Origin of the sequence: Rhodococcus sp. OK302, from assembly GCF_002245895.1 — a bacterium.
GTDB lineage: Bacteria > Actinomycetota > Actinomycetes > Mycobacteriales > Mycobacteriaceae > Rhodococcus_F.
This window is the reverse complement of the sequence record NZ_NPJZ01000001.1, coordinates 3893479-3913884: the sequence shown is the minus strand read 5'-3', so window position 1 is coordinate 3913884 and position 20406 is coordinate 3893479. Positions and strand designations below refer to the sequence as shown.

The following is a 20406-nucleotide window of genomic DNA, read 5'->3' as shown; positions in this document are numbered from 1 at the left end:
CACGGTCGGTGACACCGTCGGCGAACTGGCTCGGACAGGACCGGAATCCGCGCAGCGTCTCCGGACGCACTGAGTTCGTGCTGCGCCGCGTCCGATGGCATGAACATTTCAGAACGCGCCACAGCGAGGAGTTCAATAACGGCTCGCGATACCACGGCCCGCGCTTGGAGATGCTTCCCCGACCGGCTGATCGAGATCTGAATCGTCATCGGACTGTCCTCCGAAACGACAATGCCGGCCAACTCGTATCGAGTTGGCCGGCATTGTTGTCGGTCTGATCAGGCGAGCTGAATGAGTTCCAGGTATTCCTGCGACCAGTGATCCTCATTGCCGTCGGGCAGGAGGATGACGCGCTCGGGGTTAAGGGCCTCAGCCGCACCCGGATCGTGAGTCACCAGGACGACGGCGCCGGTGTAGCTACGGAGTGCGTCGAGGACCTGCTCGCGTGAGATCGGGTCGAGGTTGTTAGTGGGCTCATCGAGAAGCAGGACGTTGGCGGCAGACGACACAAGACCGGCCAGCGCCAGACGCGTCTTCTCACCACCGGAGAGAGTACCGGCGGGCTGCTCGAGCTGCGGGCCCGTGAACATGAAGGCACCGAGGAGGGAACGCAGTTCCTGCTCCCCTGTATCCGGCGCAGCGTGGCGGATGTTCTCCCACACCGAAGCGTCGTCGTCGAGGGTGTCGTGCTCCTGAGCGAAGTAGCCGACCTTCAAACCGTGACCCGCGATGAGCTCGCCCGCGTCAGCCTTCTCGGCTTCCGCGAGGATGCGCAGCAGTGTGGTCTTACCCGCACCGTTGAGGCCGAGGATGACGACGCGTGACCCGCGGTCGATAGCAAGGTCGACGCCGGTGAAGATTTCGAGTGAGCCGTAAACCTTGGTCAGGTTCTTACCCATGAGCGGGGTCTTGCCACACGGCGCAGGCTCGGGGAAACGAATCCGCGCAACCTTGTCGGACACACGTTCCGCGTCGAGGTTGGCCATCAGCTTGTCGGCACGCTTCGCCATGTTCTGCGCGGCGACAGCCTTGGTTGCCTTGGCGCCCATCTTGGCTGCCTGGATACGCAGAACGCCGGCCTTCTTCTCGGCGTTGGCGCGCTCACGGCGTCGACGCTGCTCGTCCGTCGCGCGGGCGTCGAGGTACTTCTTCCAGTTCATGTTGTAGATGTCGGCCTCACTACGGACGGCATCGAGGAACCAGACGCGGTTGACGACATCGTTGAGCAAGTCCACGTCGTGACTGATGACCACGAGGCCACCCTCGTGGTTCTGGAGGAACCCGCGAAGCCACGTGATGGAGTCGGCGTCGAGGTGGTTGGTGGGCTCGTCGAGGAGCAGGGTCGTATCGGAGCGCGCACCGCTGCCGTCGGATGCGGCGAAGAGAATGCGTGCCAACTCGACGCGTCGACGTTGACCGCCGGACAGGGTACTGAGCGGCTGGTCGAGGATGCGGTCTTCGAGTCCGAGGCTGTTGGTGATGCGGGCAGCTTCACTTTCGGCTTCGTAGCCGCCGAGTGCGGAGAAACGATCTTCGAGCTGTCCGTACTTCTTGACGGCCTTGTCCTGCTCGGCCTGGTCCATGACCTCGCCCATGAGGATCTGCTGCTTTTCCATGTCGCGAAGCATCGTGTCGAGGCCGCGCGCGGACAGGACACGATCCTTGGCGAGGATGCTCAGGTCGCCCTCTTTGGGGTCCTGCGGTAGGTATCCGAGGTCACCGGTGCGAACAACCTTGCCCGCGTAGGGCTCACCTTCGCCGGCGAGGAGGCGCAGCGTCGTGGTCTTGCCGGCGCCGTTGCGGCCGACCAAACCGATGCGGTCACCGGGCTGAATGCGCAGGGACGGGCCGGGCGCCGTGAGAAGGGTGCGGACACCGGCACGAACTTCGAGGTCAGTGGCGGTAATCAAGCAGAACTCCTCAGAACATGGCTACTACGGGTGAAGGATGCCTGACGGCAGACACAAGAACTTCCAATTTTACCGTGAGGAATCGTCTCTGCCGACCAGCAGCGTGTGAATCCGCTAACAGTGAGAGTTGCAGGCAATCGATGCAATTGTGGACAGATGGCACTTCGAATCCAGACCGCTGACGTCGTGATCGTGGGCGGCGGGCCGGCCGGCCGGGCCTTGGCGACGCGATGCATCGCTCACGATCTGTCGGTGATTCTCGTTGATCCGCACCCGTCGCGACGATGGGCTGCGACCTATGCGGCGTGGGAGGACGAACTCCCGGCCTGGTTGCCGGCCGAGGTCGCGTCTACCCGTATCGAACGGCCGTCAGCGTGGGCCAAAGGTGCCACAACCCTCGATCGCACATATTGCGTATTGAATACACCATTGCTGCAATCATTACTGTCAAACTCATCAATGCAGGTCATCGCCACCAAAGCCATTCGCCTGACCCGTGCTTCGGTTTTCTGCGCCGACGGCACACACGCCGTCGGCTCAGTGGTTGTCGATGCCCGCGGCACCACGATCACTCCCCGATCGGCCCAACAGACCGCGTTCGGAATCGTCGTGAACCGTGCTGCCGCCGAGCCGGCGCTCGACGGCAGCGCCGCCTGGTTCATGGACTGGCGTCAAGACAACGGAACTCACGGCGGCGATCAACCGTCGTTCCTCTACGCCGTTCCACTCGACTCCGAACGGATGTTGCTCGAGGAAACCTGTCTGGTAGGTCGGCCGCCGATCCCGCTAAGCGAGCTGCAACGTCGATTGCACATCCGACTCGACAATCGCGGAGTGATCACACCGGAAGGCTCCGCGATAGAACGCGTCCGGTTCGGCGTCGAACCACCACCAGGACAACGCGGAACGATCTTCCGGTTTGGTGCACGCGCCGGTCTGATGCATCCGGGCACCGGTTACAGCGTCGCGGCTGCCTTGAATGAAGCTGACGTTGTGGCGTCGGCGATTGCGCGCGGAGACGATCCACACCGTGAACTCTGGCCGCATTCTGCGAGGGGCGTCGCTGCGCTTCGCCGAGTCGGCCTGAACGCGCTTCTCACTCTCGATCCCGATGACGTCGAAGCGTTCTTCGCGAGGTTCTTTGCACTACCCGTCGATCAGCAACGGGCCTATCTGTCCGATCGCCGCGACGTGGCCGCCACAGCGAAGGTGATGATGTCGATCATGGCTTCCTCGCCGCGGCGGGTGCGGAAGACTCTGATGACGGCACCATTTCACCGGAACACTCGCCATGCTCGACCGTCACCGACACCCGATTGAGCAAGTCGCGCAGCAACGCCCGATCAGCTTCTGACAGGCCGGAAAACAGTTCGCGCTCAGCTTCGTCGAGAGCTGACTGCATGGCTTCCAGTGTTGCCGCACCGGCCTCGGTTAATTCCACGATGTGACGACGGCGATCGATCGGATCGCGGCGACGCTCGAGCTGTCCGCGGCACTCGAGGTCGTTGAGGATCGCGACGAGCTGGCTCGGGTCGATCTCGAGAATGTCCGCGATCTCGCGCTGACTCCTCGGGCCGTCACGCAGATGCATCAAAGTCATGGCGTGGCGTGGCGGCAGGTTCACAGCGCCCATCGCAATCTGTATCCGCGCCTTGGTGGCATCACCACGCGTGGCCAGGAGGAACCCGAGCCGATCGGTGAGGTTCGCGGATTCCGATACTGCTGACATGCACCTACCGTATCAGCGACAATATTGTAGATCTGGATAAATCGTTTATAGTTCTCAACGATCATCCCGCATCTACCGTTGGAGCCAGACCATGTTCATCGCATATGTCGTTATCGCGGCGATCCTGACCGCAACCCTCGCCGGTTCCGCCTACCTCGATCTCACCCGAGAAGAGAAGCTGGTCGCGAGCTTGACCGGACTGGGTGTTCCCGAAGATCGGATCCCGCAACTCGGACTGATCAAGTTGGCCGGAGTCATCGGACTACTGGTCGGGTTGTGGATCCCCGCGATCGGAATCGCTGCCGCCATCGGGCTGACCCTGTACTTCATCGGCGCAGTTGTCGCCCACCTCAAAGCAGGCGACCACCAGATCGCGCCGCCGGCAATGCTCGGCCTTCTGTCGGCCGCCGCGTTGGTGCTTCGCATCGTCTCGATGTGATGGCTACCGACCGCAGTTCAGTGTGAAGCCGGCACCGTTTCTGCATAGTGAGCACAGGCAGCATCGCACTGGAACCTGTGCTCACTCGAGGAAACCTGTGCTCACTCGAAGAATTAGATGTGAACCACTCCTTTCTCTCGCGCAATCGGCCGGCAGCGACCATCATGGAAACCATGCGCTCGATTTGGAAAGGCTCGATTGCGTTCGGTCTGGTCAATGTTCCGGTCAAGGTGTATTCCGCGACCGAAGACCACGACATCAAGTTTCACCAGGTCCATGCCAAGGACGGCGGCCGGATCAAATACAACCGTGTGTGCTCGGAGTGCGGAAACACCGTCCAATTCGCTGATATCGACAAGGCGTACGACGCTGAAGACGGCTCACGTGTAATCCTCACCGACGAGGATTTCACCAAGCTGCCGGCCGCCGAAAAGCATGAAATCCCTGTGCTCGAATTTGTTCCGAACGATCAAATCGACCCTGTCCTCTTCGAGAAAAGTTACTTTCTCGAACCAGATTCGGCGTCTCCGAAAGCCTACGTCCTTCTCTCGACGGTACTGGCGGAGAGCGACCGCACTGCGCTCGTTCACTTCACCTTGCGGCAGAAAACTCGACTCGCCGCGATGCGCGCCCGCGACGGCGTACTGGTTATCCAGACGTTGCTGTGGCCCGACGAGGTGCGCGCCGCGGAGTTCCCTTCACTCGACGGCGTCGAAAAGCCGAAGGACAAGGAACTGAAGATGGCCCAGACCCTCGTGGAAAGCATGGCGGGGGATTTTGATCCGACCGAATTCACCGACGACTATCAACTTCAACTTCGCGGACTGCTCGACGAGATGATCGAGAATGGCGGCAAGAAGGTCATACCTCCGGCCGAAGTCGATCACGGTGGTGAGGACGCCGACGTCGTCGACCTCGTCGCTGCCTTGCAGCGCAGCGTCGACGAAGCAAAATCTAACGCTGAGAAGAGTCGGAAACGCGCCTGATCGCCGGTATGGGCGCAAGGATCGGCGACGGAAGGGCAGCAATGTCGATGTTTCCGTCGGCGCCGGTGGGAAACGAATCGACGACGTGGAAGCTGTCAGGAACCATGTACGACGGCAGATGATCCATTGCGTGTGCCGCTAACGCGTTGAGGTCGACGATGGACTGCGAACTATCGGTGTGTGCACTTCTGACATAGGTGATCACTGCGCCACCGGCCGGAGTGGCCGCCACGACGGTGATGGAATCTTCGACCCCGGGTAGTGCAGTCACTACGGCATCGATCTCGTCGAGGTCGACGCGGACGCCTCGCACTGAGGCTGTCCGCGCGCCGTATTCCAGATGCTCGAGTTGCCCCGTTGCAGTCCAACGACCCCGTTCGCCAGTGCGGTACAGGCGGCGCCCGTCACGATTGAACGGATCTGCCACAAAATCGACCGCCGTTTTTCCTGGTCTGCGGAGATATCCGCGCGGCAGGTGGCCGTCGATGATGTAGATCTCCCCCGGGACTCCGATCGGCACCGGCGACAAGTGGTCGTCCAGAACATAGACGGAGTGACCCCGAACCGGCGGAAATTCGCCGGGATAATGGAAGTCGTTGCTGGGGATCAGAGTTCGGCCGTGCAACAACGCGCCCCAGATTCCCGCTGCCCCTGACGCAATCGCGGCACCCTGTGTCACGCTCAATCCGTACGAGCGACCCGAGTACTGGATGTACGCAAGAGCATTCGCACCGCGCCGATCCGTGCGTTGGGGACGCTCCGACGAATAGCCGTCCGCGTCGGTACTCACGAAAACCTGGCCGGGAATTTCGGAATCAGCTATGACGCAATGCGGTTGCGCGTCGCACAGCTTGAAGGCCTGTCGCAGTGCGGGCCCCTTGCTGTCGAGAAGGAAGTACGCTCCCCCGGCTTCGAGCACGGCAATGATCGCGACAACTGTGTTGACCGACCCCGACAGGTGAATAGCAACCAAAGTCTCGGCCTCGACCCCCATTCCGATCAGCTTGTGCGCCAGCCTGTTCGACCTCACGAACAGTTCTCCGTAGGTAATCCGATCGGCATCCGATGTCACCGCGATTGCGTCCGGATTCTCCAGCGCGACCTGTACAAATCGCTCCGAGAGGTCCCCGATCACCGGGTTCGGTTGCGTCGCAGCCATTAGTTCTTTCCGCTCGTCCGGACGCAGGAGATCGACGGAACCGAGCGCAGTATGTGAGTTGTCGACCATCGCTCGAAGGATGCGAACAAATCGAAATGCAAGGCCGTCGACCTGCTGCGGCGACGAAAGGCAGTCGAAGAATCCGACGATCGGTTGCACATGTCGATCGGAATTTCGCTGCGGAATTGGCAGCGCCACATATACTTCCGGCATGGCTGCGAGGTCGAATCCGACCGGAATTCCAACCATGACCTCGGGAAACTGTGGGTGCGTATCGATGGGATCTTGGGCAGACACCAGAACGCGGAACGGTGGACCGGAGTCGACCGAACGCCCGTCCCCGACATGTGCCATCACTGCGGACAAGCGAATATCAGCATGGATCAAGGCGTCGACGATGACGTCATCCATCTGCTCGATCAACCGGGCCAGGCTCACATTCGTGTCCACCGCCGATCGGAGCACAAGTTGGTTCGCAAACATCGACACAAATTCGTCTGCAGTTGTTGCTCCGTAGCCACGAACCGAGATCCCGATCGAAATTTCCGACGCCGAACCCATCCGCCGCAAGAGACCTGCCACTGCCGCCTGCAGCAGCACGAACATGCTGGTACACATCGAATCTGCCAACGCTTCGAGCCCGCGGTACAACTCTGGGTCGATCACGATCGCTGCTGACGAACGCTCGCCGACAGGCGCGGCGAGCAATCCTAGTTCCGGCGCGGGTGACGCCAGCACGGTGCTCCAGTAGGCCAGATTGCGCGAATGCCGAACAGCTGAACCCCAGACCATCCCGGTTCGGGAGTCCACATCCACCAACTGGGTCCGCGGTTCGGTGGCACTGAATAGTTCGAGGAAATCGAGGAACCGTCGATGATGAACAGTCAGCGCTTCGCCCGTATACGCATCAGGGTTGGCCGCAAAACTGATCTCGAGTTCCGCGTCCCGCGAAACCTGGCTCACCGCAACGTCCAGATCTTCGACGGGTCCGGCCGAGAACCCGTGCAGGACACCCTCAGCATCACCGATGGTGAGTACAACTGGAAACAGATTCAGAGTAAGGACCGGCCCCTGATGTAGCCGCTGGTCCCGGTACTTCTGATGACGCAGCGCTCCAACCAATTCGAACTTGACTGCCCGCAACAATTCGTCAACACCGACGCGAGGATCGACAATCAGCCGTAGGGGAACAATATTCGACATCGTTCCGCCCGACTGCCGGACGCTGTGCGTCGTCCTTACGGGGACCGGAAGACGGAGAATGAGGTCGTCGGAACCCGTCATCCGCGCAAGGTACATTGCGAACGACGCAGTCACGACGGTCGACAAGGTGACACTCTGCGATTCCGCGAGATGCACCAGCGACGCGGTCACACCAGGCGGCACAGTAGCCGATCTGACCAGCGGCTTCGCGGAGGTAAGCTCACCAGGCTCAGCCAACGACGTTCGTACCGGAGCGCCTGCGAGCTTGGCATCCCAGTACTGCCTGTCGGCATCCCATCGCGTCGACCCGCGATACGCCTGTTCGGTATCGGTCATCGAGTGCACCGACCGTGCCGAAGTCAATGGAACTGGCGTCTTGCGAACCAGGGCTGTATAGACCTGGGCTGCGCGGGCAGTCATGGAACGCGCTCCGGCCCCGTCGAGCACGATCTGGTGAATTCGGGTGTACCACAACCATCGTGCGTCGCCGATCACCAGAACTGCACTACCGGTTAGCGGATCGGACAGTAGATCAAGGGGGCGGACGGATTCGTTGCCCATCCAGTTCTGGGCAGCCGATTCTGGATCTGATTCGCCGCGCAGATCGATGACCTCGATACGGTCCAGCCCGTCCTTGCCGATCCGAGTCATCACGACGCCCTGCGATGCCTGCAAGATCAGGTCTGAGCCGAATTCGTGGCCGGCCTGCGCGATCGACGCTTGCAGGCTCGTAATATCCGGTGTCCCTGCCACATCGACGTAGTGACTGACACACAGCGGAACATCCGGTCGGCGTTGCTGTGAATCGAAGATTGCTTGTTGAAGCGGAGTGAGCGCGCACAATTCACTCGATCGAAGTATCTGGCGATCCGGTGGTGTTCCGAATCCGCTTCTTCGACCGGGACTGCGTTTCACACAAATCTCCCTCGGGACGTATGTCACTAGACGGGCAGAGCGCTTCAATGGTAAACATCGCACGACCACATAACGGCGTTACCGGACATAACGACAAACGCCGGCACCTGGATCAGGTACCGGCGTTCGCCATCAAAAATGTCCGTGCAGGAAGAACTTCCGTCAGACGGTGAAACCCAAAGCGCGGAGCTGCTCGCGGCCGTCTTCGGTGATCTTGTCCGGGCCCCACGGCGGCAGCCACACCCAGTTGATCTTCATGTCAGTGCATAGGTCGCTACGCACCAATGCACCGCGCGCCTGATCCTCGATGACATCCGTCAAAGGACATGCAGCCGACGTCAAAGTCATGTCGACGGTGACAATTCCGTCGTCCTCGTACAGTCCGTACACCAGACCGAGATCAACGACGTTGATACCCAGTTCGGGGTCCACGACGTCGCGCATCGCTTCTTCGAGTTCGTCGAGGCGCTCCGGCGACGGGACGGTACCGGTGCCCTGGGCGCCACCGAATTCCGCCGTGGAATCGGGGTTCGGGTTGACCGGTGCAGTCACCTCGGACGCCTGCTCTGATTGTGTCTCGGTCATTATCCCTGTCCTTTAGTCGTGTCGACCAATTCGGTTTTGCCGTCCACTATCTGAACGACTGCATCCTTGAACGCCATCCATCCGAGCAACGCGCACTTCACGCGTGCCGGGTACTTCGAAACTCCGACAAAGGCAATACCGTCGCCGAGTACATCCTCGTCGCCCTCTACCTTGCCGCGACTGCTGACCATCTCGCTGAATGCGGCGACGGTTTCGAGCGCGTCGGTAACCTGCATGCCGATCACGAGATCGTTGAGTACCGACGTCGACGCCTGGCTGATCGAACAGCCCTGGCCGTCGTAGGACACGTCGGCGACACTTCCGTCGTCCGCGATCTGCACCCGAAGGGTTACCTCGTCGCCGCACGTGGGGTTGACGTGATGCACTTCGGCACCGAACGGTTCACGCAAACCGCGGCCGTGCGGATGTTTGTAGTGATCGAGGATCACTTCCTGGTACATCTGCTCCATACGCATACTTCAGCTCAACTCCCCTGTGACACCGAAAAATTCCTGCGCGCGCTTGATCGCCGCAACCAACACGTCAATTTCTTCGACGGTGTTGTACAGAGCGAACGATGCCCGGGCGGTTGCCTGCACACCGAGGCGACGATGCAGCGGCCACGCACAATGGTGTCCGACGCGGATTGCAACGCCGTCGTCGTCGAGGATCTGGCCGAGGTCGTGGGCATGAATGCCGTCGACGACGAACGAGATTGCGCCGCCGCGATTCTCGGCGGTTTTCGGACCCACGATCTGGAGACCCGCGATTGTCGACAGCTTCTCCAACGCCGCTTCGACCAGCACATGTTCGTGGGCCGCAACAGCGTCCATTCCGACGTCGTTCAAGTAGCGCACTGCGGCGCCGAGGCCGACAACCTGGGAGGTCATCTGCGTTCCGGCTTCGAACCGCTGCGGCGCCGGCGCATACGTGCTGGCTTCCATCGTGACGGTTTCGATCATCGATCCACCCGTGATGAACGGAGGGATCTCGGACAGCAACGAAGCCTTGCCGTACAGAACGCCGATCCCGGTGGGGCCGAGCATCTTATGGCCCGAGAACGCCGCGAAATCAACATCCAGAGCATGGAAGTCGACTGCCATGTGCGGCACGGACTGGCACGCATCGAGAACTACCAGCGCACCCACAGCGCGCGCCCGACGGACCAACTCTTCCACCGGAGCGACCGCACCGGTCACATTGGACTGATGGGTGAACGCCACGACCTTGACGGCCGGGGTGAGCTCGAGCGAATCGAGATCGATCCGTCCGTCGTCGGTGATGCCGTACCACTTCAGCGTTGCACCGGTACGCCGCGCAAGTTCCTGCCACGGAACAAGGTTGGCGTGATGCTCGAGTTCCGTGATGACAATTTCGTCGCCGGGTCCGACATGCCGGTCGAACCGGTCGTCACCGAGAACGTACGTCACCAGGTTCAGTGCCTCGGTGGCGTTCTTCGTGAAAGACAGCTCGTCGGATTCTGCACCGACGAACTCTGCGATCAGAGTCCGTGCGTCTTCGTACGCATCGGTGGCTTCTTCGGCCAGCTGATGAGCACCTCGGTGGACGGCCGCATTACACGTGGTGAGGAATTCCCGCTCGGCATCGAGTACCTGGAGAGGCCGCTGCGAAGTCGCACCGGAATCCAAGTACACCAAGGGTTTTCCGTCGCGCACGGTACGCCCCAGGATCGGGAAGTCTTTCCGAATCCTGGTGACGTCGAGCGCACGCACCGAGGTGGTCATCGCGCTTATGCTCCCTGAGTTGCTGAAGCGTCCGCGGTGAAACGAACGTAGCCGTTGGTCTCGAGCTCGTCAGCGAGTTCCGGTCCACCGGACTCGACGATGCGGCCGCCGACAAACACGTGGACGAAGTCGGGAGCGATGTAACGCAGGATGCGTGTGTAGTGCGTGATCAGCAGAACGCCGCCGTTCTCGCGCTCCTTGTAGCGGTTGACACCCTCGGAGACGGTACGCAGTGCGTCGACGTCGAGGCCGGAGTCGGTCTCGTCGAGGATCGCGATCTTCGGCTTGAGCATGCCCAGCTGCAGGATCTCGTGGCGCTTCTTCTCGCCGCCGGAGAAGCCTTCGTTGACGGAACGCTCGATGAACGAAGGATCGATTTCGAGCTCGGCCAGCGATTCCTTGACTTCCTTGACCCAGTGGCGCAGCTTGGGAGCCTCGCCGCGCACTGCGGTAGCAGCGGTGCGCAGGAAGTTGGACATGGAGACGCCGGGAACCTCGACGGGGTACTGCATTGCCAGGAACAGGCCGGCGCGTGCACGCTCGTCAACGCTCATCGCGAGGACGTCTTCACCGTTGAGGGTGATGGAACCGGAGGTCACCTGGTATTTCGGGTGGCCGGCAATGGCGTAGGACAGCGTCGACTTGCCGGAGCCGTTGGGGCCCATGATGGCGTGGGTCTCGCCGGAGCGAACCGTCAGGTTCACACCCTTGAGGATCTGGATCGGCTCAGCGTTGGCGTCGGTGTTGGCAACCTGGACGTGCAGGTCACGAACCTCGAGAACGGAGTTGGTGTTTTCACTGGTAGACATGAAATTCCTTCAAGATGAGAAGTAGCTGGCGGTCAGGAGCCGACGGCAGCGAGTTCGGCTTCGACCGCGGCTTCGAGGCGATCGCGCACCTCGGGGACAGCGATCTTGTTGATGATTTCGTGGAAGAACCCACGCACGACCAGACGACGCGCCTGATCCTCCGGGATACCGCGAGCACGTAGGTAGAACAGCTGCTCGTCGTCGAAACGTCCGGTGGCACTGGCGTGCCCGGCTCCGACGATCTCACCGGTCTCGATTTCGAGGTTCGGCACCGAGTCGGCGCGGGCGCCGTCGGTGAGAACCAGGTTGCGGTTCAGTTCGAAGGTGTCGGTGCCTTCGGCTGCCGCACGAATCAGAACGTCGCCGATCCACACTGTGTGCGCATCAGGCTTGCTCGAGTGGGGATCGCCCTGCAGCGCACCCTTGTAGACCACGTTGGACTTGCAGTTGGGCTGCGAATGATCCACGAGCAGACGCTGTTCCAGATGCTGACCGTCGTCGGCGAAGTACACGCCGAGCAGTTCGGCGTCGCCGCCGGGGCCGTCGTACTTGACCGTGGCCGACAGGCGAACGAGGTCGCCGCCGAGGCTGATCGAGGTGTGGCGAAGAACGGCGTCACGGCTCAGTCGAGCGTGATGCGACGTCACGTGGACGGCGTCTTCAGCCCAATCCTGAACTGCGACAACGGTCAGGTGCGCACTGTCACCGAGAACGAATTCGACGTTCTCCGCGAAGGTTCCGCTGCCACGCTGATCGATGATGACCGTTGCCTTGGCGAACTGAGCCAGACGAATCTGGGTGTGTCCGTAGGCGACCTTGTCGACGCCGGGGCCCGTTATGGTGACGACTACCGGCTTCTCGACCTCAATTTCGGCACCAACGGAAACAACCGTTGCTGCTTCGAAGCTCGAGTACGCCTGTGCCGCAATGCGATCGGCAGGAACGCCGGCCTTGCCCAAACGCTCGTCGTCACGACCGACGGTCTCGACGGTGACGTCGGCACCAGCCTCGACGTCAACGGTGATTGCCGCGTTGGCAACAGCACTGCCGTCGTGCAGGCCGCGCAGACGACGCAGCGGGGTGAACCGCCAGATCTCGTCGCGTCCGCCGGGAACCTCGAATGCATTGACGTCGTACGACGCGAATGCTTCACCCTTGTTGGTGATGGGTGAGCCTGTAGATGCTCGCTTGACTGGAGCGGCCGGGTTTTCCCCTGCAACTGCCCCGATTACACCGGTTTCTGGCGTGGTCACTAACCCACAGCCCCTTCCATCTGAAGTTCGATAAGGCGGTTGAGCTCGAGCGCGTACTCCATGGGGAGTTCCTTCGCGATGGGCTCGACGAATCCACGGACGATGGTGGCCATCGCCTCGTCCTCGGTCAGGCCGCGGCTCATCAGGTAGAAGAGCTGATCGTCGCTGACCTTGGAGACTGTGGCCTCGTGGCCCATCGTGACGTCGTCCTCGCGGATGTCGACGTACGGGTAGGTGTCGCTGCGGCTGATCTGGTCGACCAGCAGAGCGTCACACTTGACGGTCGACTTGGAACCGTGAGCACCCTTGTTGATCTGCACCAGGCCGCGGTACGACGCGCGTCCACCGCCACGGGCGACGGACTTGCTGATGATGGTCGACGAGGTGTGCGGCGCGAGGTGGAGCATCTTGGCGCCGGTGTCCTGGTGCTGTCCCTCGCCCGAGAATGCGACGGAGAGAACTTCACCGCGGGCGTACTCACCCATCAGCCAGACGGCCGGGTACTTCATGGTGACCTTGGAACCGATGTTGCCGTCGATCCACTCCATCGATCCACCGGCTTCGACCTTGGTGCGCTTCGTCACCAGGTTGTAGACGTTGTTGGACCAGTTCTGGATGGTCGTGTAGCGGCAGTGGCCGCCCTTCTTCACGATGATCTCGACAACAGCCGAGTGCAGTGAATCGGACTTGTAGATCGGCGCGGTGCAACCTTCGACGTAGTGCACGGAGGCGTTCTCGTCGACGATGATCAGGGTGCGCTCGAACTGCCCCATGTTCTCGGTGTTGATGCGGAAGTACGCCTGCAGCGGGATGTCGACATGCACGCCCGGGGGGACGTAGATGAACGAGCCACCGGACCACACAGCGGTGTTGAGCGCGGAGAACTTGTTGTCGCCGGCCGGGATTACCGAACCGAAGTACTCGCGGAACAGTTCCGGATGCGTCTTGAGGCCGGTGTCGGTGTCGAGGAAGATGACACCCTGCTGCTCGAGATCCTCACGGATCGAGTGGTAGACAACCTCGGACTCGTACTGAGCTGCGACGCCGGCAACCAGGCGCTGCTTCTCGGCCTCGGGGATGCCGAGCTTGTCGTACGTGTTCTTGATGTCTTCGGGCAGGTCTTCCCAGGACTCGGCCTGCTTCTCGCTCGAGCGCACGAAGTACTTGATGTTGTCGAAGTGGATGCCTTCGAGGTCGGAGCCCCAGTTCGGCATCGGCTTCTTCTCGAAGGTGCGCAGAGCCTTGAGACGGATGTCGAGCATCCACTCCGGCTCGCTCTTCTTCGCAGAGATGTCCCGCACGACAGCCTCGGAGAGACCGCGCTGGGCGCTGGCTCCGGCTACGTCGGAATCGGACCAGCCGTAGCCGTAATGACCGAGGGAAGCAATGGCCTCGTCCTGCGTGAGCGGCTCGGTGCCTGCAGCTGCAGTGGTAGTCGCCTGGTCTGATGTGACGGTCATGCGAGCTCCTTCCGGAGTCTTGTTTCTTGACGGCTGCTTACTTCGCTACGAGGGCTGAGTTCGAAGCGAGGCAAGCAATTCTGACTGTGAAGAACTAACGGGAAAATTTGGGGGTTAACGGTCGAGAAGTTTCATCTGCTCCCGTTCGATACGAGGGGAACGTGTGTCGTGCAGGCACAGTCACCGTTCGCGATGGTCGCGAGACGTTGAACGTGCGTGCCGAGCAGTTGACGGAACGCTTCCTGTTCGGCGTCGCACAGCTCCGGAAACTCCTCTGCCACATGCGAAACGGGGCAGTGGTGCTGGCAGATCTGAACGCCGTTACCCACCGGCCTGGTCGAGGCGGCAAATCCGACGGAGTTGAATGCTTCGGCGATAGCGTCTGCTGTCGCCTCCACATTCGCGACGTCGGTGGGATCGGCCGGTTCGACGTCTCCCACGATTGCCTGGACTCGACGCTTCGCAAACTCCTCGATTGCCGCATCTCCGCCGATTTCGCGGAGCTGACGCATTGCGGCTCCGGCAAGATCGTCGTAGGCATGACCGAGACGGCCGCGTCCGGTGGCGGTGATCTGAAACTGCTTGGCCGGGCGTCCACGTCCACGCTGACGGAGCGACGACGCCGATGCAGCGCGAGCTTCACCGGATTCGATCAATGCGTCGATGTGACGTCGGACACCTGCAGCGCTAAGGCCCAGTCGAGTACCGATTTCGGAGGCTGTGATGGGGCCCTCTTCGAGCAGCAACTTGACTACTGCAGCACGGGTCTGCCCCTCGACACTCACCGTTACCGGTGCTGCGACAGCACTCTGCGAGGAGGCTGCAGCATTCTGACCTGCATCTTCCTTGCTTCGAGTACCTGTCGCATTTCTTTCACAACACAAGTGTGACGGAATTACCCGCGCAGGTCCACTAAGGGCAACCTGCATTACATTTCGGAATAGTCGGACTGCCCGCATTGTTCGCAGTTGTCTAGGCATTAAGAGGGAGCCGCTACGCTTCCTGGGTGCCACAGACCCCCACGCAGACGACGACCGCGCAGTCCACCCGCGCGATCCTGCTGGACAAACCCAAGCATCTAGCCCTTTCCGTTCTCGGCGTCCGTCCCTTCGGGTCGAAGCCGCGGCAGTCGATGACGGCCGCACTTCACGGCGACGAAGACGAGCGCCCCGGACTCAACGAGAAGGAAACCGCGCAGCTACGCGGGATTCGGCGATTCGGAGCCACCGGCTCGGTACTGATGGCAATCGGCGCCCTGGGCGCCGGCGCGCAGCCGGTCCTCCAGAACCCGACCGCCGGACTGCGGGTGTTGAGCCTTCCCGGCCGCATGCCGACCGTATCTCTCACGATGACGATGACCGGCACCGTTCTCGTTGTACTCGCGTGGTTGATGATGGGCCGGTTTGCCGTCGGCGATCTACGCAGCCGCAAGGGTGCGCCGCGGAGAATGAGCCGATCCCAGCTCGACCGGACGCTCCTGCTGTGGATCCTTCCGCTGTCCGTCGCACCGCCGATGTTCAGTCGGGACGTGTACTCGTACCTCGCGCAGAGCGAGATCGCGGCGCGTGGACTCGATCCCTACTTGATCGGCCCCAAGGCTGCTCTCGGTGTCGACCACGTTCTCACTCGCACTGTTCCCACGATCTGGCGAGACACACCAGCTCCGTACGGGCCCTTCTTCTTGTGGCTCGGACGCGGAATCAGCTCGCTGACCGGTGACAACATCGTCGCCGGCATTTTCCTTCATCGCCTCCTCGTCCTCTTCGGCGTTGCACTGATCGTGTGGGCCCTGCCTCGGTTGGCCAAACGATGTGGGGTCTCCGCAGTCAGCTCCCTGTGGCTCGGTGCGGCCAATCCGCTTCTGCTGTTCCACCTTGTGGCCGGAATCCATAACGAAGCCCTCATGCTCGGACTCATGCTCGCCGGAATCGAGGTGGCGCTTCGAGCCGTCGAAGGCACGGGCCCCATCCGTGGACGCTCACTGGCGTTACTGATCGCCGGATCCGGATTGATCGCATTGTCAGCGACCGTCAAGATTCCGTCCCTGCTGGCGCTCGGATTTGTCGGAATGGCCTTGTCCCGCCGCTGGGGCGCGAACTGGAAGGCGTTCTTCTCGGCCGCGGCGCTGTTGGCTGCGGTCACCGTCATCGTGATCGGCTTCATCAGTGTTGCCAGCGGTCTGGGTATGGGCTGGGTCAACACGCTCAATACCGCGACGGTCGTTCGCAGCTGGATGTCGATACCCACAATCCTGGGCGTCGGCACCGGCTTGGTCGGCGTACTCCTCGGACTCGGCGACCATACGACGGCGATTCTCACCATCACCCGACCCATCGCCTACCTGGTCGCAGTTCTGATCACGGCCCGAATGATGATGGCCGTCTACATGGGCCGCATCCACGCGGTCGGTGGACTCGGCATCGCGCTGGGTGCCATCGTTCTGCTGTTCCCGGTTGTCCAGCCGTGGTACCTACTGTGGGCGATACTCCCCCTCGCAGCCTGGGCAACCGCACCGATCTTCCGAGTACCGGCCGTTGTTTTCACGTCGATCGTCAGCGTCATGCTGATGTCGAACGGCGCCGAATACCTGCCGTTCATGATCGTGCAAGCAGTTGTCGCCACCATCATCACCGCAGCATTGTTGATCTACATCACCCGAAAGTCACTTCCCTGGCGCATCGACAAACCAGTAGCGGAAATCACGAAATCCGGGCCAGCGGACCAAGTCGGCTCCCCGGGGGCTTACGCTGATTCCCCGTGACCTCGAGAGCTTCAAGATCGTCGACGCCGGCCGTGCGCATCGAAGGTGTCGTCAAATCGTTCGACGGCGTGCGCGCCGTGGACGGTATCGATCTCACCGTTGAATCCGCGCAGGTCGTTGCCCTGCTCGGACCGAACGGTGCCGGAAAAACCACCACCGTCGAGATGTGTGAAGGTTTTGTCACACCCGATTCAGGCACTGTGCGCGTTCTCGGCCTCGATCCCATCGCAGACTCCGGAGAAGTTCGTTCCCGGATTGGCGTGATGCTCCAAGGCGGCGGTGCGTATCCCGGATCCAAGGCCGGCGAGATGCTCGACCTCGTCGCTGCCTACTCCGCTGATCCCCTCGATCCCACGTGGCTCCTGTCGAAGCTCGGACTGACCGACGCCCGGAAAACCCCGTACCGACGCCTCTCCGGCGGCCAGCAACAGCGACTGTCGTTGGCGTGCGCTCTCGTCGGGCGTCCGGAGCTTGTCTTCCTCGACGAGCCGACGGCGGGCCTCGACGCCCAGGCCCGCCTGTTGGTGTGGGAATTGATCGACGCACTGCGTCGTGACGGCGTCAGCATCCTCCTCACCACTCACCTCATGGACGAAGCCGAAGCGCTTGCCGACGAGTTGGTCATCATCGACCACGGTCGCATCGTCGCATCGGGAACTCCGGCCGAGGTGACCAGCAAGGGTGCCGAAGGACAATTGCGGTTGACCACGACCGCCGGGTTGAGCGTCGACTCCTTGGCGACGTCCCTGGCGGGATTCCGCGTCGCCGAATCCAACCCCGGAACATATTTGATCGAGGGTGCGATCGAGCCGTCTACAGTCGCGACGGTGGCGACGTGGTGCGCTGAGCAGAATGTACTGATCAACGACATTCGCGTCGATCAACGTAGTTTGGAAGACGTCTTCCTCGAGTTGACGGGTCGTGATCTGAGGGGATGACGGGAATCAAGGTCGTGAACGAAACAGTGTCGAACAGTCAGAACAGCGCCCGAGACCGACGATTGGCCGAGAACCGCTTCGAGCCCGGGACGTTCTCCCCCGATCCTCGAGCTAACTCCGCGTCGAAAATGATGGCGGCACAGACCAAACTCGAACTGACGTTGTTGCTGCGCAACGGTGAGCAATTGCTGCTCACCATGTTCATCCCCATCACGCTGCTCATCGGACTGTCACTCCTTCCGATCGGCGATCTCGGCGATTCCCGGGTCAGTACCGTACTTCCCGGCGTCATGATGGTCGCTGTGATGTCGACGGCTTTCACCGGCCAAGCCATCGCCGTGGGCTTCGACCGCCGATACGGCGCCCTCAAACGCCTTGGTGCGACGCCACTTCCACGTTGGGGAATCATCGCGGGCAAGAGTGCATCCGTCATCATCGTCGTCGCTCTGCAGTCGCTACTGCTCGGCGCGATCGGATTGGCATTGGGTTGGCGCCCAACGTTTACCGAACTCTTGCTCGGCGCAGTTGTCATCGCTTTGGGCACCATCACATTTGCGTCACTCGGACTTCTTCTCGGTGGCACTTTGCGGGCGGAAATTGTTCTCGCACTTGCCAACATCCTGTGGTTCGCCATGGCAGGCATCGGCAGCATGGTCTTTGTCAGTGGAGACATTCCCGACGCTGTGCAGACCCTGGTGCGGTTGGTTCCATCCGGAGCATTGGCCTACGCACTCGACGCAGCCCTCGCCACATCCATGGACTGGTTCGCAATCCTGGTCCTCGTCGTCTGGGCTGCACTCGGTACCGTCGGCGCAGTACGTTGGTTCAAGTTCACCTGAGCCGAGGACGAACAGGACCCCCAGTGCTTGTGGCTACGGGACAGTCCACACACCGGCGCCGGGCAGCGCCGTTATGGGCAGTCCAGCACCACTGACTGTTGCCGTGGCAACCAGAACTCCTGAGCCCGTGGCTGCAATCCCCGCAGTCGGTGAAGCCCATACCGGGGATGGGTCGAACCCCGCGAAGGTGTCGCCGGTCAGCCCCGTCGACAGATTGCGCCAGTGAACGACGCAGGCACAACCACGTTGCCCGCCGAGGAACTGGGTGATTCCCGGGGTGTCAGTATCGGTCCTGGCAGTGATGAACTGGCTGAACGCCTCACCGTAAAGGCCTGTCACGCCGGTGGCGACGCCTGCGATCGGTATGGCGAGGACGCTATCGGTCGGCGCCGCTGAAGCAGCGGGTGCGCCCGCCAACGAGAGAATGCCAAGGATCGCAATTCCGGCACAGTATCGGCGGCCTGTCGGGGTGCGCAGACTTTCGGTCATGGATTCCCTCCGATTTCACCGCTTTCGACTACGGGAGTTTCTCCGGCGCGCCTCGTCGAAACCTTGCGTCGATGCACGCAACTCGACCAGCGACGGTTGGTCCAGCCATAACGACACGAGTTGTGTGCGATCACGATCACGATCGCGCTGCCCCAACGACACTGCGTAGTTGATGGCCAACTACCATCGTTGGCGTGGTGAATCGTGCATATTCCGGATTTTTGAGCTTGGTGGATCGACTACCTCTCCCCTCGCTGAAGACACAGAAGATCATCGCGTTCATCGTGATCTTGACCCAGGGCGGCATCGCTGTCACGGGTGCGGTTGTGCGCGTGACAGCATCCGGGTTGGGTTGCCCCACGTGGCCGCAATGCTTCCCGGGCAGCTTTGTTCCGGTCGGCCACGGCGAGGTTGCGGTTGTTCACCAAATCGTCGAGTTCGGTAACCGCCTGCTCACGTTTGTCGTAGTCATCGTTGCTGCCGCAATCGTGCTGGCTGTGACGCGTGCGCGTCGTCGTCGCGAGGTTCTTGTGTACGCGTGGATGATCCCCCTCGGCACGGTTCTGCAGGCAATCATGGGCGGCATCACCGTCCTTACCGGGCTGCTCTGGTGGACGGTTGCCATTCACCTGGTCGCGTCGATGCTGATGGTCTGGATTGCCACCGTCATGTACGCCAAGATAGCGGAACCCGACGATGCGACAACGTTGATCGTCATGCCCAAGCCGCTGCGCTGGCTCGCCGCACTGTCCGGTGTCGCACTCGCCGGTGTGCTGGTGGCCGGCACCCTCGTGACGGGCGCTGGTCCCCACGCGGGAGACAAGAACCTGGACCGGATTGTGCCGCGACTCCAGATCGAGATCGTCACCCTCGTCCATCTGCACGCACAGATGTTGGTCGCCTACCTCGCACTTTCGGTTGGTTTGGCGTTCGGCGTCTACGCCGTCGGTGCGTCCAGTGCAGTGAAAAAACGTCTGCAGGTTCTGCTTGTTCTGATCGTTGCTCAGGGTTTGATCGGTCTTGTTCAGTACTTCACCGACGTCCCGGCGATCCTGGTCATCTTCCACGTTGCCGGCGCCGGATTGTGCACAGCTGCAACTGCAGCTGTCTGGGCAGCGGGCAAGACGAGGCAGTACGAACCCGCGGCTGTACCGGCCTGATACCTACAGATACAAGTGGGGCGGTC

Annotated in this window: 19 protein-coding genes; 7 read left to right on the top strand and 12 right to left on the bottom strand. The window is 61.4% G+C overall.

The genetic code is table 11. The features are described from left to right. Window positions 1–278: 278 nt before the first annotated feature. Window positions 279–1910, bottom strand: a complete 1632-nt coding sequence (locus tag BDB13_RS17970) for an ABC-F family ATP-binding cassette domain-containing protein (RefSeq protein WP_094272831.1) — start codon at window positions 1908–1910, stop codon at window positions 279–281. 156 nt (window positions 1911–2066) lie between these two features. Between BDB13_RS17970 and BDB13_RS17965 the strand changes: the two genes are divergently transcribed. Next, complete coding sequence (locus BDB13_RS17965; protein WP_094272830.1) at window positions 2067–3230, top strand: lycopene cyclase family protein; 1164 nt, start codon at window positions 2067–2069, stop codon at window positions 3228–3230. On the opposite strand, the gene BDB13_RS17960 is transcribed toward BDB13_RS17965, so the two are convergent. Further along, window positions 3133–3639 (bottom strand): MarR family winged helix-turn-helix transcriptional regulator, encoded by a 507-nt coding sequence (locus BDB13_RS17960; protein WP_094272829.1) that lies wholly within the window; start codon window positions 3637–3639, stop codon window positions 3133–3135. The two genes, BDB13_RS17965 and BDB13_RS17960, sit on opposite strands and share 98 nt — an antisense overlap. Before the next feature lie 91 nt (window positions 3640–3730). On the opposite strand from BDB13_RS17960, the gene BDB13_RS17955 reads away from it, so the two are divergent. Next, window positions 3731–4078 carry a DoxX family protein gene (locus tag BDB13_RS17955; protein WP_094272828.1) on the top strand — a complete coding sequence of 116 codons (348 nt, stop codon included), beginning with the start codon at window positions 3731–3733 and terminating at the stop codon, window positions 4076–4078. 173 nt (window positions 4079–4251) lie between these two features. After that, window positions 4252–5064, top strand: coding sequence for a non-homologous end joining protein Ku (gene ku, locus BDB13_RS17950; RefSeq protein WP_176459730.1), 813 nt, complete (start codon window positions 4252–4254; stop codon window positions 5062–5064). Here the strand turns inward: ku and BDB13_RS17945 are convergent. From BDB13_RS17945 to BDB13_RS17910, 8 genes are all read right to left on the bottom strand, one after another. Beyond that, window positions 5033–8341, bottom strand: coding sequence for a condensation domain-containing protein (locus tag BDB13_RS17945; protein ID WP_141210650.1), 3309 nt, complete (start codon window positions 8339–8341; stop codon window positions 5033–5035). The genes ku and BDB13_RS17945 overlap by 32 nt on opposite strands. A gap of 162 nt (window positions 8342–8503) precedes the next feature. Beyond that, window positions 8504–8926 (bottom strand): metal-sulfur cluster assembly factor, encoded by a 423-nt coding sequence (locus BDB13_RS17940; protein WP_094272826.1) that lies wholly within the window; start codon window positions 8924–8926, stop codon window positions 8504–8506. Beyond that, window positions 8926–9402, bottom strand: coding sequence for a Fe-S cluster assembly sulfur transfer protein SufU (sufU, locus tag BDB13_RS17935; RefSeq protein ID WP_094272825.1), 477 nt, complete (start codon window positions 9400–9402; stop codon window positions 8926–8928). Before sufU ends, BDB13_RS17940 begins: the two co-directional genes overlap by 1 nt. 3 nt (window positions 9403–9405) lie before the next feature. Next, window positions 9406–10671 carry a cysteine desulfurase gene (locus tag BDB13_RS17930; RefSeq protein ID WP_094272824.1) on the bottom strand — a complete coding sequence of 422 codons (1266 nt, stop codon included), beginning with the start codon at window positions 10669–10671 and terminating at the stop codon, window positions 9406–9408. A gap of 5 nt (window positions 10672–10676) precedes the next feature. After that, the gene (gene sufC, locus BDB13_RS17925) at window positions 10677–11480 is read right to left on the bottom strand and encodes a Fe-S cluster assembly ATPase SufC (protein WP_094272823.1); all 804 of its coding nucleotides are present in this window, start codon (window positions 11478–11480) and stop codon (window positions 10677–10679) included. 32 nt (window positions 11481–11512) lie between these two features. Further along, on the bottom strand, window positions 11513–12733 hold the full coding sequence (gene sufD, locus BDB13_RS17920; protein WP_094272822.1) for a Fe-S cluster assembly protein SufD: 1221 nt from the start codon (window positions 12731–12733) through the stop codon (window positions 11513–11515). Continuing rightward, window positions 12733–14193 carry a Fe-S cluster assembly protein SufB gene (gene sufB / locus BDB13_RS17915; protein ID WP_094272821.1) on the bottom strand — a complete coding sequence of 487 codons (1461 nt, stop codon included), beginning with the start codon at window positions 14191–14193 and terminating at the stop codon, window positions 12733–12735. The genes sufD and sufB overlap by 1 nt, the downstream gene beginning before the upstream one ends. Window positions 14194–14324: 131 nt before the next feature. Beyond that, window positions 14325–14978 (bottom strand): helix-turn-helix transcriptional regulator, encoded by a 654-nt coding sequence (locus tag BDB13_RS17910; protein ID WP_094272820.1) that lies wholly within the window; start codon window positions 14976–14978, stop codon window positions 14325–14327. Window positions 14979–15199: 221 nt separating this feature from the next. Here BDB13_RS17910 and mptB point away from each other — a divergent pair, with 221 nt between their 5' ends. The 3 genes from mptB to BDB13_RS17895 are packed head-to-tail and all read left to right on the top strand — an operon-like array spanning window position 15200 to window position 18731. Continuing rightward, entirely contained in the window at window positions 15200–16954 is a 1755-nt protein-coding gene (gene mptB / locus BDB13_RS17905; RefSeq protein WP_094272819.1) for a polyprenol phosphomannose-dependent alpha 1,6 mannosyltransferase MptB, read from the top strand. Beyond that, the gene (locus tag BDB13_RS17900; protein WP_094272818.1) at window positions 16951–17892 is read left to right on the top strand and encodes an ABC transporter ATP-binding protein; all 942 of its coding nucleotides are present in this window, start codon (window positions 16951–16953) and stop codon (window positions 17890–17892) included. The genes mptB and BDB13_RS17900 overlap by 4 nt, the downstream gene beginning before the upstream one ends. Continuing rightward, complete coding sequence (locus BDB13_RS17895) at window positions 17889–18731, top strand: ABC transporter permease (RefSeq protein ID WP_094272817.1); 843 nt, start codon at window positions 17889–17891, stop codon at window positions 18729–18731. Before BDB13_RS17900 ends, BDB13_RS17895 begins: the two co-directional genes overlap by 4 nt. 33 nt (window positions 18732–18764) lie before the next feature. Here the strand turns inward: BDB13_RS17895 and BDB13_RS17890 are convergent, their stop codons facing one another. Further along, window positions 18765–19220 (bottom strand): hypothetical protein, encoded by a 456-nt coding sequence (locus BDB13_RS17890; RefSeq protein ID WP_094272816.1) that lies wholly within the window; start codon window positions 19218–19220, stop codon window positions 18765–18767. A gap of 15 nt (window positions 19221–19235) precedes the next feature. Beyond that, window positions 19236–19400: a hypothetical protein gene (locus BDB13_RS32140; protein ID WP_176459607.1), complete on the bottom strand. Its 165-nt coding sequence runs from the start codon at window positions 19398–19400 to the stop codon at window positions 19236–19238. A 14-nt stretch (window positions 19401–19414) separates the two neighbouring features. Here BDB13_RS32140 and BDB13_RS17885 point away from each other — a divergent pair, with 14 nt between their 5' ends. Continuing rightward, the gene (locus BDB13_RS17885) at window positions 19415–20380 is read left to right on the top strand and encodes a COX15/CtaA family protein (RefSeq protein WP_254922859.1); all 966 of its coding nucleotides are present in this window, start codon (window positions 19415–19417) and stop codon (window positions 20378–20380) included. Window positions 20381–20406: the final 26 nt, after the last annotated feature.

What these genes read in the sequence shown, in the direction of transcription:
- BDB13_RS17965 (WP_094272830.1), top strand. Translation starts at nt 2,067, where the DNA reads ATGGCACTTCGAATCCAGACCGCTGACGTCGTGATCGTGGGCGGCGGG.
- BDB13_RS17960 (WP_094272829.1), bottom strand. Translation starts at nt 3,639, where the DNA reads ATGTCAGCAGTATCGGAATCCGCGAACCTCACCGATCGGCTCGGGTTC.
- BDB13_RS17955 (WP_094272828.1), top strand. Translation starts at nt 3,731, where the DNA reads ATGTTCATCGCATATGTCGTTATCGCGGCGATCCTGACCGCAACCCTC.
- ku (WP_176459730.1), top strand. Translation starts at nt 4,252, where the DNA reads ATGCGCTCGATTTGGAAAGGCTCGATTGCGTTCGGTCTGGTCAATGTT.
- BDB13_RS17940 (WP_094272826.1), bottom strand. Translation starts at nt 8,926, where the DNA reads ATGACCGAGACACAATCAGAGCAGGCGTCCGAGGTGACTGCACCGGTC.
- sufU (WP_094272825.1), bottom strand. Translation starts at nt 9,402, where the DNA reads ATGCGTATGGAGCAGATGTACCAGGAAGTGATCCTCGATCACTACAAA.
- BDB13_RS17930 (WP_094272824.1), bottom strand. Translation starts at nt 10,671, where the DNA reads ATGACCACCTCGGTGCGTGCGCTCGACGTCACCAGGATTCGGAAAGAC.
- sufC (WP_094272823.1), bottom strand. Translation starts at nt 11,480, where the DNA reads ATGTCTACCAGTGAAAACACCAACTCCGTTCTCGAGGTTCGTGACCTG.
- sufB (WP_094272821.1), bottom strand. Translation starts at nt 14,193, where the DNA reads ATGACCGTCACATCAGACCAGGCGACTACCACTGCAGCTGCAGGCACC.
- BDB13_RS17895 (WP_094272817.1), top strand. Translation starts at nt 17,889, where the DNA reads ATGACGGGAATCAAGGTCGTGAACGAAACAGTGTCGAACAGTCAGAAC.
- BDB13_RS17890 (WP_094272816.1), bottom strand. Translation starts at nt 19,220, where the DNA reads ATGACCGAAAGTCTGCGCACCCCGACAGGCCGCCGATACTGTGCCGGA.